This is a genomic window from Moraxella lacunata, assembly GCF_900453205.1.
Lineage (GTDB): Bacteria > Pseudomonadota > Gammaproteobacteria > Pseudomonadales > Moraxellaceae > Moraxella > Moraxella lacunata_B.
The window spans coordinates 159,934-174,719 of the sequence record NZ_UGQU01000002.1 but is presented as its reverse complement, the minus strand read 5'-3'; the positions used below and the strand labels follow the sequence as shown (position 1 = coordinate 174,719).

Below are 14,786 nucleotides of genomic sequence, written 5' to 3'. Positions count from 1 at the left end.
CCATTTAATTTTTGTTTAAACATGATAACATGAAAAAATTAACCATTTATCCTACCATACCATTGGCATTTGTCATCAATGATAAACCAACCACGCCCCAAACATTGGGTTTATCAAATCAGCTTTGCCAAAAAATAGAAAATATTACCCATATTGATGATATTTTTTCTGATGATTTTTTAAATCTGCTTTTTGACATACAAGAGCAATTACCTGATTATTCTCTCGGCATGATGATTCATGGGGCGTGGATAGAGTTGGCAAAATATGCTTATGACATAGAAATCATCGAAGGCTTTGGTAGCGGTGGTACTTTTAATGTGGGTAGCCGTGATACAAATCCTGATGAGTATTTTGATGATAAATCCATGGTAGATTTTACCTTAGATGAAGATTTTGCTTTTCCTTTTGTGGTTAAATTTTTACAAAATCACTTTTGTTCACATGACCAGCCCAAAGATTATTATCATGATGAAAATGGCGAATTGGTACTTGAAGAAAGGACGGAGTTTGATTGGCATGATATTAATTATTATACTTATGAAATCATGGATAAGGTATTAAAAGACATCAAAGAAGGTGCGTATTTATTATGGCATGATTTTGACAATCCAACATTAGATGAATTAAAGGCGTATTTTAGGAAGATAGGTTTTGATTATTTATTTATCAAAGAGTTTTATCCAAATTTATCATGGAAAGCATTAAGCGAGCAAGAACAAAATGACTTTATCAAACATCATGTTTATTTTGTCATTCGTTTTTATCATCGCTTTATGGATAAAACAACCAATATCATGAATGAAAATCCAAACAATCGTTTTGTATTTTTTGCAGGTCCTTAGTCTTAGCTTAATGATGTTTTGTGTAAAAAACCCATAAATTTATGATAAAATACCCCAAAAGGAGACGATGATGAGCTATCTTGATACCCTAAATTTTAACGCAGATGGACTAATTCCTGCCATTGCCCAAGACCGTGATACAGGGCGGATACTGATGATGGCATGGCAAAACCGTGAAGCCTTAGCGATGACGGCACAGACGGGACAGGCGGTGTATTTTAGTCGCTCTCGTGGCAAGCTGTGGCATAAGGGCGAGACGAGCGGACACACCCAAATCGTCCATGAGATTCGCACCGATTGCGACAGGGACGTGATTGTGCTTATCATCACGCAGATTGGGGGGATTGCGTGCCACACGGGGCGGACGAGCTGTTTTTTTGAAAAATTGGATACAGACAGCCTTGACTGGGTGGCGGTGGATAAGGTTATCAAAGACCCGAGTGAGATTTATGGTGATACGGCAACCACGCACGCACCGCATACGCTGATTAAGCCAGATAATGGCAAAGTGATTGGCGAGCTTGACCGTATTTTAGATGAGCGAAAAACTGCCAACAAAGACAGCTCTTATGTGTCAAGCCTATACCACAAAGGACTCAACAAAATCCTAGAAAAAGTGGGTGAAGAGACGACCGAAGCGATTATCTCCGCCAAAGAATTACAGCTTGTGCGTGCCACAGGCGACAATGACGAACACGCCAAAGCGGACGTGGTCTATGAAGTGGCGGATATGTGGTTTCATAGCCTTGTGGCGTTACATCAGTTGGGACTGTCGGGCGATGATGTCTTGACCGAGCTGGCAAGACGATTTGGTTTGTCGGGCATTGATGAGAAAAATGCACGCACGACAAAAGGGTAAAATTTCATCATTTTGTCAAAATTTTATGTTAGACTAATTTTTTTAAATTTAAAAGGGTAATATCATGGGCGGATTTTCTATCACACATTGGCTGATTTTATTGGTGGTGGTGGTCATCGTGTTTGGCACGAGTAAACTTAAAAATGCAGGCAAGGACTTAGGCTCTGCTGTCAAAGGCTTTAAAGATGCGGTCAAAGAAGACGACAAGCCCAAACTCACCCAAGCCGATGACACCCAAAACGCCAAAGTAGAAGAGATTAAGGTCAAAAAAGACGAGACGGTCTGATAGGCTATGTTTAATCTTGGGCTGTTTGAACTTGGGCTGTTTGGGGTCATCGCACTCATCATCTTGGGTCCTGAAAAACTCATCATCACCGCACGCACGCTTGGCAAATGGTACGGTAATTTTCGCCGTATGTCGGCACGCCTACAAAGTGAGCTGGTAAGCGAGCTTGAACTCACCGAAGTACAAAACGCCCTAAAAGCGGAAATTGATGAGATTCGTGCGTCCGAAGCCAAGATGAAAGCCCAAATGCAGGAACTGCAAGCCAAAATCCGCCAAACCGACCAAATGGCACGCACCAATCAAAGTGCGATTTTGGATAATTGGCAAGAAATTCAAGACACCAAGCAAGCCAATCAAAACACCGACACAAAAAGCACAAATCCCCAAGCAAATACCCCCCAATACGATACCTTGCCTTTAACTTATCGCTTTTTTTTATTGGGCGATTATGACAAAAAACGCCGTCTGCCCCCCGCCCCATTTTTACCCAATTATAAAGCCGACAAACTCTTATATCAGGGGGGCGTGTGAGCGAGCTAGATAAACACAACACGGACGGCGATATGCCACTCATGGCACATTTTGCTGAGCTAAGAACCCGATTTATTCGCATGGCGGTGGCGGTGCTTGTCGTGTTTTTACCGCTCATGTATTTTAGTCGCCCCTTGTATGACTTGATTTCAAGCCCGCTTGTCGCCCTACTACCCCATAACGCCAGTATCATCGCAACCCAAGTGGCTTCTGGCTTTTTGGCTCCGATAAAACTGGCATTTTTTGTGGCGTTGTTCATCTGTGTGCCGTTTATCATCGCCCAGATTTGGGGCTTTGTCTCGCCTGCTCTATATAAGCATGAAAAGCGGGCGGTTGTGCCACTGTTACTATCCGCCATTGTGCTATTTTATGTGGGCATGGCGTTTGCGTATTTTGTGGTGCTTGTCCCTGCCCTAAAATTTCTCGTCTTGTTCGCCCCTGACAACGTCCTGCCGATGACCGACATTGAGAGTTATTTGGATTTTGTCATCAAGCTGTTTTTGGTGTTTGGACTCATGTTTGAGATACCTGTGGCGACCATGCTACTGGTGCTCATGCGTATCGTAACGCCTGAATGGCTCGCCGACAAACGCCGATACATCATCGTGGGCTGTTTTTTTGTCTCGGCAATCATCACACCGCCTGATGGGGCAAGTATGCTCATGCTTGCCATTCCCATGTGTATTTTGTTTGAATTGGGGCTTGTCGTGGCAAGGATGATTGTGAAGCCTGATAAACAGATTGCTGATAATGGGGCGTAGGGATAAAGTGTAATTTGCCCAAGCTTATTTATCTTAGCTAAATTAAGAATAAAAGGCGTGTTTATCACGTCTTTTTTGTGATTATTTTTGACCTATTTGGCAAAACAAACAGTTTTTTGGTAATTTTTAATGGTTTATGCTACAATGCCAAAAATTTTTATCTCTTTTAAATTTGTCTAATTTGGCACCTGTCATGTCCATTGAGCTACCCCCATACCGACCGATAAAAAAACGCAGTGGACTGGCCGTCATGGGTGCGGCGTTTCATGCCCTGTTCATGCGTGAGTTACAGACCCGTTTTGGCAGTTATCGTTTGGGTTATCTGTGGGCTCCCTTAGAAGTCATTTTGCAAATGGCGATTATGATGATTATCTTTGGAGCCATCATGAAACGTGCCTTGCCTGGCATGGATTATATGCTGTTTTTGGTGGCAGGGTTTACGCCGTTTTTTATGATGCAAAAAATCGCCACTCGCTCACTAGGAGCGGTCTCTGCCAATGCTGGATTGCTCATGTATCGGGCGGTACGGCATATTGATGTGATTATCGCTCGCTCGTTTTTGGAGCTGGTGATTTATTTTATGACCTTTGTCATCTTGTTGTGTGGGCTTGCCTTTTTTGGCATTGGGTTTAGTACCGAGCATTTGGACATGGTGCTGTTTTGTTGGCTGATGATGTTCTTTTTTGCCTTTGGGCTTGCCATGATACTCATGATTGTGGGGCATTATGGGGGTGAGCTAAGTAAGATTATTAGCATTATTTTCACGGTGCTATACTTTGCCTCTGGGGTGATTTATTCGGTGCATATGATACCTGAGCCGTATTTGAGTTATCTGATGTACAACCCCTTTATTCATAACTTAGAGATGATAAGGCACTCGCTGTCGCCGACATATCCGATTTATCATGTGGACATGTGGTATTTTGCCAAATGGACGGTGTGTGTGAATTTTTTGGGACTGCTATTGTATAAAGCCTTTGAGCGTGATTTGATTCGTGCCAAATGATGATAAGAGATGATTGAGATTAAAAACATTACCAAATCCTTTATGACCCCACACGGTCGACACTATCTTTTTAAGGATTTGAATTTGACCATTGCCGATAAGCAGTCGGTAGGACTGCTTGGGCGAAACGGGGCGGGTAAATCAACCTTGCTACGCATCATCTGTGGGCTAGACACCCCCGATAAAGGCGAGGTGGTTACTGATAGTACCATCAGCTGGCCGGTGGGCGTGGCAGGGGGCTTTCAGGGCAGTCTGACAGGCAGACAAAACGTGCGTTTTGTGTGCCGTTTGTATTCAAGTGGTGATTATATCGATGAGAAGATTCGCTTTGTTGAAGAGTTTGCTGATATTGGTAAATACTTTGATATGCCAGTCAAAAGCTACTCATCGGGCATGCGTTCACGGCTGACCTTTGGGCTGTCGCTTGCCTTTGATTTTGATTATTATATGTTAGATGAAGTGGGTGCGGTCGGTGATGCGGCGTTTCGTAAACGTAGCGAAGAGATATTGGAAGCCCGCCGTAAGCAGGCAGGATTTTTGATGGTGTCGCATAACCTAAAAGACATCGAGAAAAATTGTGATATTGGCATTGTGCTGATGGAGCAGACCGCCAAAGTCTTTGACGACCCCAAAGAAGCCATTGAGGTGTATAACGAACATGTTCACAAAGCTAAAAAATAAGCGTAATCGCTCAGCCATCATCTTGTTTATCTTGGTGGTGATTTTGCCGTGGATTGCCATCAGTGCTTATACACTCGTATTGGCTCACCCACGCTACGTCAGTACATCGGATGTGGTCATCAAGCAAGTCTCCGAGCAGGGCGTATCCGCCACGGGCATCTCATCACTGCTTGGGGTTAATAACACCAACCGTGAAGATGCTCTATATTTGACCAAATATATTCTGTCTAATGACATGATAGATAAGCTGGATGCAGAATTTAAGTTTCGTGAGGCGTATCATGTTAATGGGGCGGACTTTATCAATGAAATCCCAAGTGATGCTACCCAAGAAGAGCTAAGAGAGTACTTTAAAAAACGTGTGTCGGTGTCGCTTGACGAGCTAAGTTATGTACTTACGGTAACAACAGAGGGCTTTGAGCCAGAATATGCCTTAAAGCTCAACCAAGCCATCTTGCGTGAATCTGAAAAATTTGTCAATAACATCTCAAAAGATGTGGCAAATGAACAGCTCGCCTTTGTCGCCGCCCAAGCTGCTGATGCCGAGCAAAAGCTTAATGATGCCAAAAAGGCGGTGATTGACTACCAAAACCAAAATGAAATCTTTGACCCGCAAATCAATGCCCAAATGGTCAATCAAGTCATCGGCACCTTGCAAGGACAGCTAAGCTCACTGCGTACCGAAGAACGTCAACTGCTCAGCTATCTTAATCCAGAAGCTCCGCAAGTGGTGAGCCTGCGTAGTCAGATACGTTCGGTAGAAAAGCAAATCAAAGATGAACAAGCCAAACTCACCTCGCCACGAGATGCCAAGCTTAACGCCAAAACGGTGGAATTTGAAACCCTAAAAGCAGAGGCGGAGTTTGCCAGTGAGCTTTATAAAATCGCCTTGACGTCCTTAGAGAGTTCTCGGGTAGAAGTCATGCGTAAGATGAAAAACTTGGTGGTCATCACCTCCCCTCATCGGGCAGAAGATGCCTTATACCCCCGTGTGGGCTATGTGTTGGGAACGTCGCTTGTGCTACTACTCATCTTGTATGGTTTTATCGTATTGGTACTGGCGGTCATCAAAGACCACGCCAAATAATGGAAAATAAGACATGAAACATTTGCTAATAAAAACACCCTTAGCCGCCGCTTTGATGCTAAGCGTTACTGCCTTTGCCAATACCAATTTTGCCACGGACAATAATACAGGCAGACTGGCAGGCGTGGTCAATGGTACGGGCGTGCCGTCAGAGGCAACCACTGCCGAAGCGGTGGCAATGGCAAGTATGCCGACCAATGCCATCATTAACAATAGTCCCGTCATCCAAAATGTCAAAACAGACGTGCGTATTTTTGGTGAACAGCTCTTTCGTGGGGCGTTCTCTACCACATCAGGCTCCACTTTTAATGACAGCTATGTCATCAATGTCGGCGATAACGTACAAGTGCGAATGTGGGGGGCGTATCAGTATGCCGCCACGATGACGGTGGACCCGCAGGGTAATATCTTTTTGCCAAATGTGGGGCCAGTACGCATTGCAGGCGTGCAAAATGGGCAATTACAAAGCGTGGTACAGTCGGCGATAGGACGGATTTACCGCTCTAATGTGGGCGTGTATGCGTCTTTGGAGCAAGCCCAACCTGTCAAAGTGTTTGTCACGGGCTTTGTCAATCAACCAGGGTACTATGGCGGATTGGCAGCCGATAGTGTCTTATCCTACCTAGACCGTGCAGGGGGCGTGGACCCTAAGCGTGGCAGTTATATTGATGTGCAAATCCTGCGTGGCGGTCAGGTTGTCCAACAAATTAACCTGTATGATTTTCTTATCATGGGGCGTTTGTCGCCATTTTCGTTCAGAGATGGGGATGTAATTAATGTCGCCCCCCAAAAACAGACCTTTTCCATCTCAGGTCGAGTACAAAATGAATATGTCTTTGAGTTTGGGGTCAATGACTTGACCATCTCGGACGTGCTTGCTGTTGCAAACCCCCTGCCAGATGCGACCAACGTCAGTATCACAAGAGCTTCAGGTAAAGCGAAGACGGCAGAATACTATGCTCTAAATGAAGCACAAAACATCCCTGTCCAAAATGGCGACACGCTCGTGGTCACCTCCGACCGTCATGCAGGGACGATAGCGGTGCAGGTCACGGGGGCTCACAAGGGTAATGGGGCGGTGGTACTACCCTATGGGTCAAGATTAAAAGATGTCATCGCACAGCTTGAACCGTCTAGCCTTGCCAATGTCAATAATTTGACAATTTATCGTGAATCAGTCAAAGCAAGCCAAAAAGTGTCTATCAACAGAGCCTTAGACCGCCTAGAAGAGATGACACTGGTTACCCAGTCCACAACCCGAGAAGAAGCCCAGCTACGCTCTGAGGATGCCAAACTGGTGGAGCGGTTCATCAATAAGGCTCGCCGCATTGAGCCGACAGGGCGTGTGGTGGTCGTGCCAAACTCATGGCAGGACATCATCTTGGAGCAGGGCGACATCATTCATATCCCTGCCCAAACGTCCGTCATCACCGTAAATGGTCAAGTGCGTAACCAAGGGGCATTGACCTTTAATGCCGATTTGACGGTGGGCGATTACATCGCCAAGTCAGGCGGATTTGATGATAATGCCGACAGCGAAGAGATTTTGGTCATGCATCAAAACGGCGAAACCAGCGTGGTTAACACCGCCTATCGCATACAGCAGGGCGATGAGATTATGGTGTTGCCAAAAGTCAAAACTCGCAAAGTGGAAATCGCTCGTGGCATTGCACAGGTCATCTATCAGCTTGCCGTGGCGACAGGCGTGATTGTCAAACTCTGATGATGCGTTTGTCTTGTGCCACCAAAGGGATTATTAAAAATAATCCCTTGCTTGGCGTGGCACTTGGGGCGAGCATTGTTTATAAAGACAAAACTGCCCAAGCCGTGCTAGCATGGGGAAAAAAACCAAGCCGTAGCAAGGCGACCGCTTTTGCTGAAATGTACAACTTACCACTCATCACGGTAGAAGACGGCTTTTTACGCTCGCTTGGCAGTGGCATACACAGCGTGGGGGCGAGTTTTATCAAAGACGATTTGGGCGTGTATTTTGACCTAACCACCCCCAACCGCTTGCAAGCACTCATTGCTGATTGCGTAGCACAGTGGAGTGATGACAAAGAACGACACGCACAGCAGTTAATCAACGAAATCATCACACACCAATTATCCAAATATAACCAAACCACCACCGCCCCTGATTTATCGGCATTGGCAAATAACGACAAACCCCACATCATCATCATCGACCAAGTGGCAAATGATGCGTCCATCACAGGAGCAGGGGCGAGTGCGGACAGTTTTTTTGCCATGCTCGCCCACGCCAAAGAGCGGTATTCCAATGCTAATATCTGGATAAAGGCACACCCTGCTGGCAAGGGCTATTTTACCCCGACCGACATCGCTCCGCCGTTCTATTTAGATACGCCCTGCAACCCTATTGCCCTTATCCGTCAAGCCTGTGCGGTCTACACAGTCAGCTCGCACATGGGATTTGAGGCGTTAATGCTTGGCAAGCGTGTGTATAATTTTGGGGTAAATTGGTACGCAGGCTTTGGCTTGACCGATGATGATTTTGTCAAAAATACGCCCATTTATCAAAACCTTATCCGTCATTATCAAACATTAAATATCACACAGGCAAGCCTTAGTCAGCTTTTTTATGCCAGTTATGTACGATATAGCCATTATGCCAATCCTGCCACAGGAGAGGCGTGCGACATAGAGACGGTCATGGACTATCTCATCACCAACCGTGATTGGCAAAATCGGCTTGGCAGAGAATTGCTCGTTTATGATTTTAGTCGCTGGAAAGTGCCATTTGTGCGGGGATTTTTGGGATTTGATAAGGTAAATTTGACCGTCAAACCCAAAAGCAAATGGTGGTTTTTTTTGCCATATGGTATCAATGAAAAACGTGCCAAACGTGCCGACAGTAAAGTATTTGACGCTTTATCTAATACTACCAATTATGTCGTATGGGGGCAAAAATCCAAACGCCTGTTAAAAGACAAGCTTGCCAAACGTGGCATGACAAACCCCACCATTTGGTGCATGGAAGACGGCTTTATCCGTTCAAATGGCTTGGGGGCAACGCTCATCGCCCCGTTGTCGGTAGTCATGGACGATGTGGGGATTTATTTTGATGCGACCGCTCCGAGCCGTTTGGAGCAGATTTTAAACGGCATTTGCCTAACTGATGACGAGATACAGCGTGCCAAAGGCTTGCATGAACTGCTTTTAACCAAACGAGTGAGTAAATACAACGTCCCCACCAAAAATCATGATTTTGTCAGACAAATCAATAGTTTAAAATCAAACCACCCCATTCGTCTGGTGGTCGGACAAGTTGAAGATGATGCATCTGTACAGACATGTACGAGCGTGATTAAAAAAAACAGCGAGCTTTTGGCAAGGGTGCGAGCCGATTTCCCTGATGATGTGATTATCTACAAGCCACACCCCGATGTGGAGGCAGGGCTAAGGGTCGGCAAGGCGGACAATCATCATCTGGCGGACATCATCGCCCACGATGTCGCCATGCCCGACTGCCTAGATGTGTGCGATGTGGTGCATACAATAAGCTCTTTGACAGGGTTTGAAGCCCTGCTGCGAGATAAAAAGGTGGCGTGTTATGGCTTGCCGTTTTATGCAGGTTTTGGACTAACCGATGATGTGGTTGAGATTGATAACAACCCCAAAATCAATGCCTTAAACAGACGCACTCGCCCCAATCTGCTCCCATTAACCCTAAACGAGCTGATATATGGCACGCTTATTACTTATCCTATGTATCATCTACCGCATGGAATAGGACTTGCCACGCCTGAGCAAGTCATCGAGTATTTGTACAATCAAGCTCATACCGCCAAGCCAAGTCTTGCCAAACGACTGACCCAAAACGCCAAAACCACCGCCATGCAATTACGCAAAATCATCATACGGTAAAAAATTGTATAAAAACTATGGTAAAATACGTCAGCCAACTGTTTGTATTTTAATCAGTTTTTATTTTCATTTGTTAGTTTTTATCATCTTTTTACTTGTTTGATTGTCTATGTCTTTAACCTTAAAACGTCTGCTATCTCATGATGATATTTTGCTACTGCAAGGCAAAATGGGGACGTTTTTTTGTCGTTTTGCCACATTTTTGATGAGTGAGGGCAAGCGAGTGCATAAGGTTAATTTTAATGCAGGCGATGCTCTTTTTTATTGCCACAAGGACAAGATGAGTAATTTTCGGGGGCGTCAAAGTGAGTTTGATGAATTTTTAACCAAACTCATTGATGACAAACAGCTAAAAGCGGTGGTTTGTTTTAACGACTGTCGCCCTTATCATGAGATTGCACGGCAGGTGTGCGAGCGGTTAGGGATTGCCTTTTTTGTCTTTGAAGAGGGTTATCTGCGACCTGATTATATCACCCTAGAAGAGCATGGCATTAACGGCTATTCACGACTGGACTCAACGCTCATTGATACCCTGCAACGGGCAAATGACAAGCCAGAATTTACCGACAACCGTTTTTATCGGCTGTGTGTGGCGAGCATGGTGTATTATGTGGCGGTGTTTGTGGGGCAGTGGCGATATCCGCATTATGAGCATTATCGGGGCTTGTCCCTATGGGCGGAAGCGTGGGCGTGGGTCAAAGCCCCTGTGCGTAAGTTTACCCGTTATCATTCGGACAAACGTTTGCAAGAGCGACTGGTTGGGCAAAAAAACTTCTATCTCGTTAGTTTGCAGGTGCATAACGATTCACAAATCAGCCATCACAGCGACTATCAGGACGTGCGTGATTTTATTCGTGAAGTCATGATAAGTTTTGCCAAGCATGCCCCCAGTGGCACGAGTCTGCTGTTTAAACATCATCCGCTAGACCGTGGACATCGTGACTATACTCGCATGATTGCTAAGCTCGGTGATGAGCTTGGGGTGCAGGGCAGGGTGTTTTATGGCTGTGACATGCACTTGCCAAGCCTGATGAAGGCAAGTATGGGCATGATTACGGTAAACAGCACCACCGCATTGCAGTCGGTATATCATCAAAAACCCACCAAAATCATGGGGCGTGCCTTGTATGATGTGGCAGGGCTGACCGACCAAAAGCCTTTGGATGAGTTTTGGGTAAATCCGACCGCCCCTGACCGTGATTTTTATCTAAAATTTAGGGAATATCTCATTGAGCAGACGCAGTTGAACGGCTCGTTTTATGGTAAAGCCCCGTGGGAGCTGTCGGGCTTTTATCAAAGTTTGGCACAGGATGCGATAACAACCAAATAAGCCCAACCCCTTTTCACAACCACCATATTTATCATTTATCACACCGTGATGAATTTTTATAGGCATTTTTTTAAAAAACTGCTACAATATCCTGTTATCATTTAAATTTTATAGACACCATGACCGCACTTTCTCATATCCGTAATTTTTCTATCATCGCCCACATCGACCACGGCAAATCCACCCTTGCCGACCGTTTTATTCAGGTGTGTGGCGGTCTATCTGACCGTGAAATGCAGGCTCAGGTGCTTGACAGCATGGATATTGAGCGTGAGCGTGGCATTACCATCAAAGCCCAATCGGTAACGCTATATTACAATCATCCGAGTGGCGAAAAATATCAGCTCAACTTCATTGACACCCCTGGACACGTGGACTTTTCTTATGAAGTATCTCGCTCGCTTGCTGCCTGTGAAGGGGCGTTACTTGTCGTGGACGCTGCCCAAGGCGTAGAAGCCCAAAGCGTGGCAAACTGTTACACTGCCATTGAGCAAGACTTAGAGGTTTTACCTGTGTTAAACAAAATTGACTTACCACAGGTTGAGCCTGAGCGTGTCATCGAGGAGATTGAGGACATCATCGGCATTGAGGCGGTGGATGCTCCTAGGGTGTCCGCCAAAACAGGCGTGGGCATTGATGAATTGCTACAAGCCCTAGTGGAGAAAATCCCTGCCCCGCAAGGCGACCGAGATGCTCCCTTGCAAGCCTTGATTATTGATTCATGGTTTGATAATTATCTGGGCGTGGTGTCTTTGGTGCGTGTGCGTGAAGGGCAAGTCAAAACAGGCGATAAGATTTTTATCAAATCCACAGGCGAGAGCCATTTGGTTACTTCCATTGGCGTCTTTACCCCAAAACGCCTTGAAACGCATCGTTTGCAGGCGGGCGAAGTGGGCTTTATCATCGCAGGGATTAAGGACATTGCAGGGGCTCCTGTGGGTGACACCATTACCCTTGCCAAAACGCCCGAGGTGGATAGCATTGCTGGCTTTAAAAAAGTAACTCCGCAGGTGTATGCGGGTATGTTCCCCATTGATTCGTCTGATTTTGAAAAATTCCGTGAAGCCTTGCAAAAGCTACAAATCAACGACACTGCTTTATTTTTTGAGCCTGACACGTCCGAGGCATTGGGCTTTGGTTTTCGCTGTGGCTTTTTGGGAATGCTCCATATGGAGATTATCCAAGAACGGCTTGAACGAGAATATGACCTTGACCTTATCACAACCGCCCCAAGTGTGATTTATGAAGTCGTCAAAAAAAATGGCGACATTGTCTATGTGGACAACCCGTCCAAGCTCCCCGATACAGGCACAATCCAAGAGTTTCGTGAGCCGATTGCCCGTTGCAATATTTTGGTGCCACAAGAATATCTGGGCAACGTCATCACGCTTGCCATTGAACGTCGTAGCGTGCAGGTGGACATGAAGTTTATGGCTCGCCAAGTGCAAGTCGTCTTTGACATTCCGATGGGCGAGGTGGTCATGGACTTTTTTGATAAATTAAAATCGGCAAGTCGTGGCTTTGCGTCCTTAGATTATGGCTTTGAACGTTATCAAGCGGATAAATTGGCTCGTGTGGACGTACTTATCAATGGTGAAAAAGTGGACGCCCTTGCCATGATTTGCCATCAAGAACACGCTCGCCGTCGTGGTAATCAGCTTGTTGAAAAAATGAAAGAGCTGATTCCAAGACAGATGTTTGATGTTGCCATTCAAGCGGCGATTGGTTCGCAGATTATTGCTCGCTCCACCGTCAAAGCCATGCGTAAGGACGTACTTGCCAAGTGTTATGGCGGGGACGTAAGTCGTAAAAAGAAATTGTTAGAGAAACAAAAAGCAGGTAAAAAACGCATGAAGCAGGTAGGTAGTGTAGAAATCCCCCAAGAGGCGTTTTTGGCAGTGCTAAAAGTGGACGGCTAAGGCTTTCTAAATTGGTATAAAACTTGCAGATATTTATGATAAAGGTGGCTTGTGGAATTTGACATTAATTTAATCTTGGTGCCTGTTACGCTGGTGTTACTGGTGGCGTATTTGGCGGATAAATTTGTGTTAAAACAGCATAAATTGGTCGCCAAGCAAACCAAGCTCATCTTACACGCTCAGACTCATTTGGAGCAAGTGGAAAAAGAGTTTAAAGCGACACTCGTGCGTTTTGGACATGATGAGGCACCGGCTGAGTTCATCGGCAATGAACATACGCCAGAGATGCTCAAAAATCAGTCGCTTGTCTATAATGAAGCCAGACGTACCCTAGCCGAGGCACAAAAGCAGGCAGGGATGAACGTGGGCGAACCGGCGGTTGAGCCAAAATTAGTGCAGTGGGCGTATGAGTACCTGCCCATCTTGCTCATCATCGTGTTGGTGCGTTCGTTTGTGGTTGAGCCTTTTAATATCCCATCAAGCTCGATGGTGCCAAGCCTATACACGGGCGATTTTATCATTGTCAATAAAGCATCTTATGGACTAAGATTGCCAATTACGCATACCAAGATTTTAAACACGGGCAGTCCCAAGCACGGTGATGTGGTGGTGTTCCGCTATCCTGAAAACCCCAAACGCTACTACATCAAACGCATGATAGGTCTGCCGGGAGATACGGTGGCATTTAGTAATGGCGTGCTGTCTATTAATGGGCAAGCGGTAAATACAACACCCGTGGATTACCAAATGGCGGATAAGCTCAATGCCAAGCTGATGCCAGCTGTGATTGAGAGTCATCGCCTGTCCGATGAAGAGCGTGCCAAATATGGCTTGGAAGAAGAAAAGCATGCTCACTATTACCGTGAGACATTGGGTGAGCACGACTATACGGTGCGTTATTTGGGCGATTTAAATAGTGCGTCCATTGCTCCATTCTTATTAAAAAACTCACCACAAACTGCCATATCAGGTGGCACAGCATGGCAAATTACCGTGCCAACTGGACAGTATTTTGTCATGGGCGATAACAGAGACCGCAGTGAAGACGGGCGGTTTTGGGGCTTTGTGCCAGAGAGTCATTTGGCAGGCAGGGCAACTTATATTTGGATGCACAAAGAGCCTGGGTTTAATCTACCCAGCTTTGGGCGAGCAGGAGCGATTGATTAGTCGCTTAACATAAACTTAACAGGTGTGATATGCAACAACTAACTTCATTAACCAACCAACGTGGGGCGAGCGTTACCACGATTATTGTCGGTTTGGCGATGGCAGGTATCATCATCAAGCTGGGACTTGGGATTATTCCTGCTTATGTTGGTGATTATCAATTCACCAAATTGGTGGCAGGCGAGCTTAAAAAAGCCAATGATGCCAAGCAAAACGAGCGTCAGTTCATGCAGAGCTTATCTCAGCAGTTGTCTATCAATGCCAACTATAATACCAAGCCAGAAGAAATGATTGTCTTTACCAACAAAACCCCTGGGGCATTGGCGGTCAAAAGCCAATACGAGGTAGAAAGCAACTTCTATGGCAACACCTTTATTGTCAATCGCTTTGAAAAAGACATTACCGCAGCCGACGCCAAGTAAGAGT

14 protein-coding genes are annotated in these 14,786 nt (G+C 45.6%); all 14 read left to right on the top strand.

Annotation, left to right across the window (positions count from 1 at the left end; translation table 11 throughout):
* Positions 1–29: 29 nt before the first annotated feature.
* The 14 genes from DX073_RS06290 to DX073_RS06225 all read left to right on the top strand — a co-directional run bounded on the left by DX073_RS06290 (position 30) and on the right by DX073_RS06225 (position 14,782).
* Entirely contained in the window at positions 30–845 is an 816-nt protein-coding gene (locus tag DX073_RS06290; protein ID WP_115006704.1) for a hypothetical protein, read from the top strand.
* 70 nt (positions 846–915) lie between these two features.
* Positions 916–1,704, top strand: a complete 789-nt coding sequence (gene hisIE / locus DX073_RS06285) for a bifunctional phosphoribosyl-AMP cyclohydrolase/phosphoribosyl-ATP diphosphatase HisIE (protein ID WP_115006703.1) — start codon at positions 916–918, stop codon at positions 1,702–1,704.
* A 64-nt stretch (positions 1,705–1,768) separates the two neighbouring features.
* Positions 1,769–1,990 carry a Sec-independent protein translocase subunit TatA gene (gene tatA / locus DX073_RS06280; RefSeq protein WP_115006702.1) on the top strand — a complete coding sequence of 74 codons (222 nt, stop codon included), beginning with the start codon at positions 1,769–1,771 and terminating at the stop codon, positions 1,988–1,990.
* 6 nt (positions 1,991–1,996) lie between these two features.
* Positions 1,997–2,521, top strand: coding sequence for a Sec-independent protein translocase subunit TatA/TatB (locus DX073_RS06275; RefSeq protein WP_115006701.1), 525 nt, complete (start codon positions 1,997–1,999; stop codon positions 2,519–2,521).
* Positions 2,522–2,553: 32 nt separating this feature from the next.
* Positions 2,554–3,282: a twin-arginine translocase subunit TatC gene (gene tatC, locus DX073_RS06270; RefSeq protein ID WP_115007532.1), complete on the top strand. Its 729-nt coding sequence runs from the start codon at positions 2,554–2,556 to the stop codon at positions 3,280–3,282.
* Between the two features lie 193 nt (positions 3,283–3,475).
* Positions 3,476–4,288 (top strand): ABC transporter permease, encoded by an 813-nt coding sequence (locus DX073_RS06265; RefSeq protein WP_115007530.1) that lies wholly within the window; start codon positions 3,476–3,478, stop codon positions 4,286–4,288.
* Between the two features lie 9 nt (positions 4,289–4,297).
* On the top strand, positions 4,298–4,969 hold the full coding sequence (locus tag DX073_RS06260) for an ABC transporter ATP-binding protein (RefSeq protein WP_029102398.1): 672 nt from the start codon (positions 4,298–4,300) through the stop codon (positions 4,967–4,969).
* Complete coding sequence (locus DX073_RS06255; RefSeq protein ID WP_115006700.1) at positions 4,947–6,056, top strand: KpsE/RkpR family capsule polysaccharide export protein; 1,110 nt, start codon at positions 4,947–4,949, stop codon at positions 6,054–6,056. The genes DX073_RS06260 and DX073_RS06255 overlap by 23 nt, the downstream gene beginning before the upstream one ends.
* A 13-nt stretch (positions 6,057–6,069) precedes the next feature.
* The gene (locus tag DX073_RS06250; protein ID WP_115006699.1) at positions 6,070–7,779 is read left to right on the top strand and encodes a polysaccharide biosynthesis/export family protein; all 1,710 of its coding nucleotides are present in this window, start codon (positions 6,070–6,072) and stop codon (positions 7,777–7,779) included.
* Complete coding sequence (locus tag DX073_RS06245; protein ID WP_115006698.1) at positions 7,779–9,944, top strand: capsular polysaccharide biosynthesis protein; 2,166 nt, start codon at positions 7,779–7,781, stop codon at positions 9,942–9,944. Before DX073_RS06250 ends, DX073_RS06245 begins: the two co-directional genes overlap by 1 nt.
* Before the next feature lie 109 nt (positions 9,945–10,053).
* Positions 10,054–11,274 (top strand): capsule biosynthesis protein, encoded by a 1,221-nt coding sequence (locus DX073_RS06240; protein ID WP_115006697.1) that lies wholly within the window; start codon positions 10,054–10,056, stop codon positions 11,272–11,274.
* Between the two features lie 119 nt (positions 11,275–11,393).
* Positions 11,394–13,193, top strand: coding sequence for a translation elongation factor 4 (gene lepA / locus DX073_RS06235; RefSeq protein ID WP_115006696.1), 1,800 nt, complete (start codon positions 11,394–11,396; stop codon positions 13,191–13,193).
* 51 nt (positions 13,194–13,244) lie between these two features.
* A complete protein-coding gene (lepB, locus tag DX073_RS06230; protein ID WP_115006695.1) occupies positions 13,245–14,360 on the top strand; it encodes a signal peptidase I in 1,116 nt (371 codons plus the stop codon).
* A 29-nt stretch (positions 14,361–14,389) separates the two neighbouring features.
* On the top strand, positions 14,390–14,782 hold the full coding sequence (locus DX073_RS06225) for a DUF4845 domain-containing protein (RefSeq protein WP_115006694.1): 393 nt from the start codon (positions 14,390–14,392) through the stop codon (positions 14,780–14,782).
* The last annotated feature ends 4 nt before the right edge of the window (positions 14,783–14,786 follow it).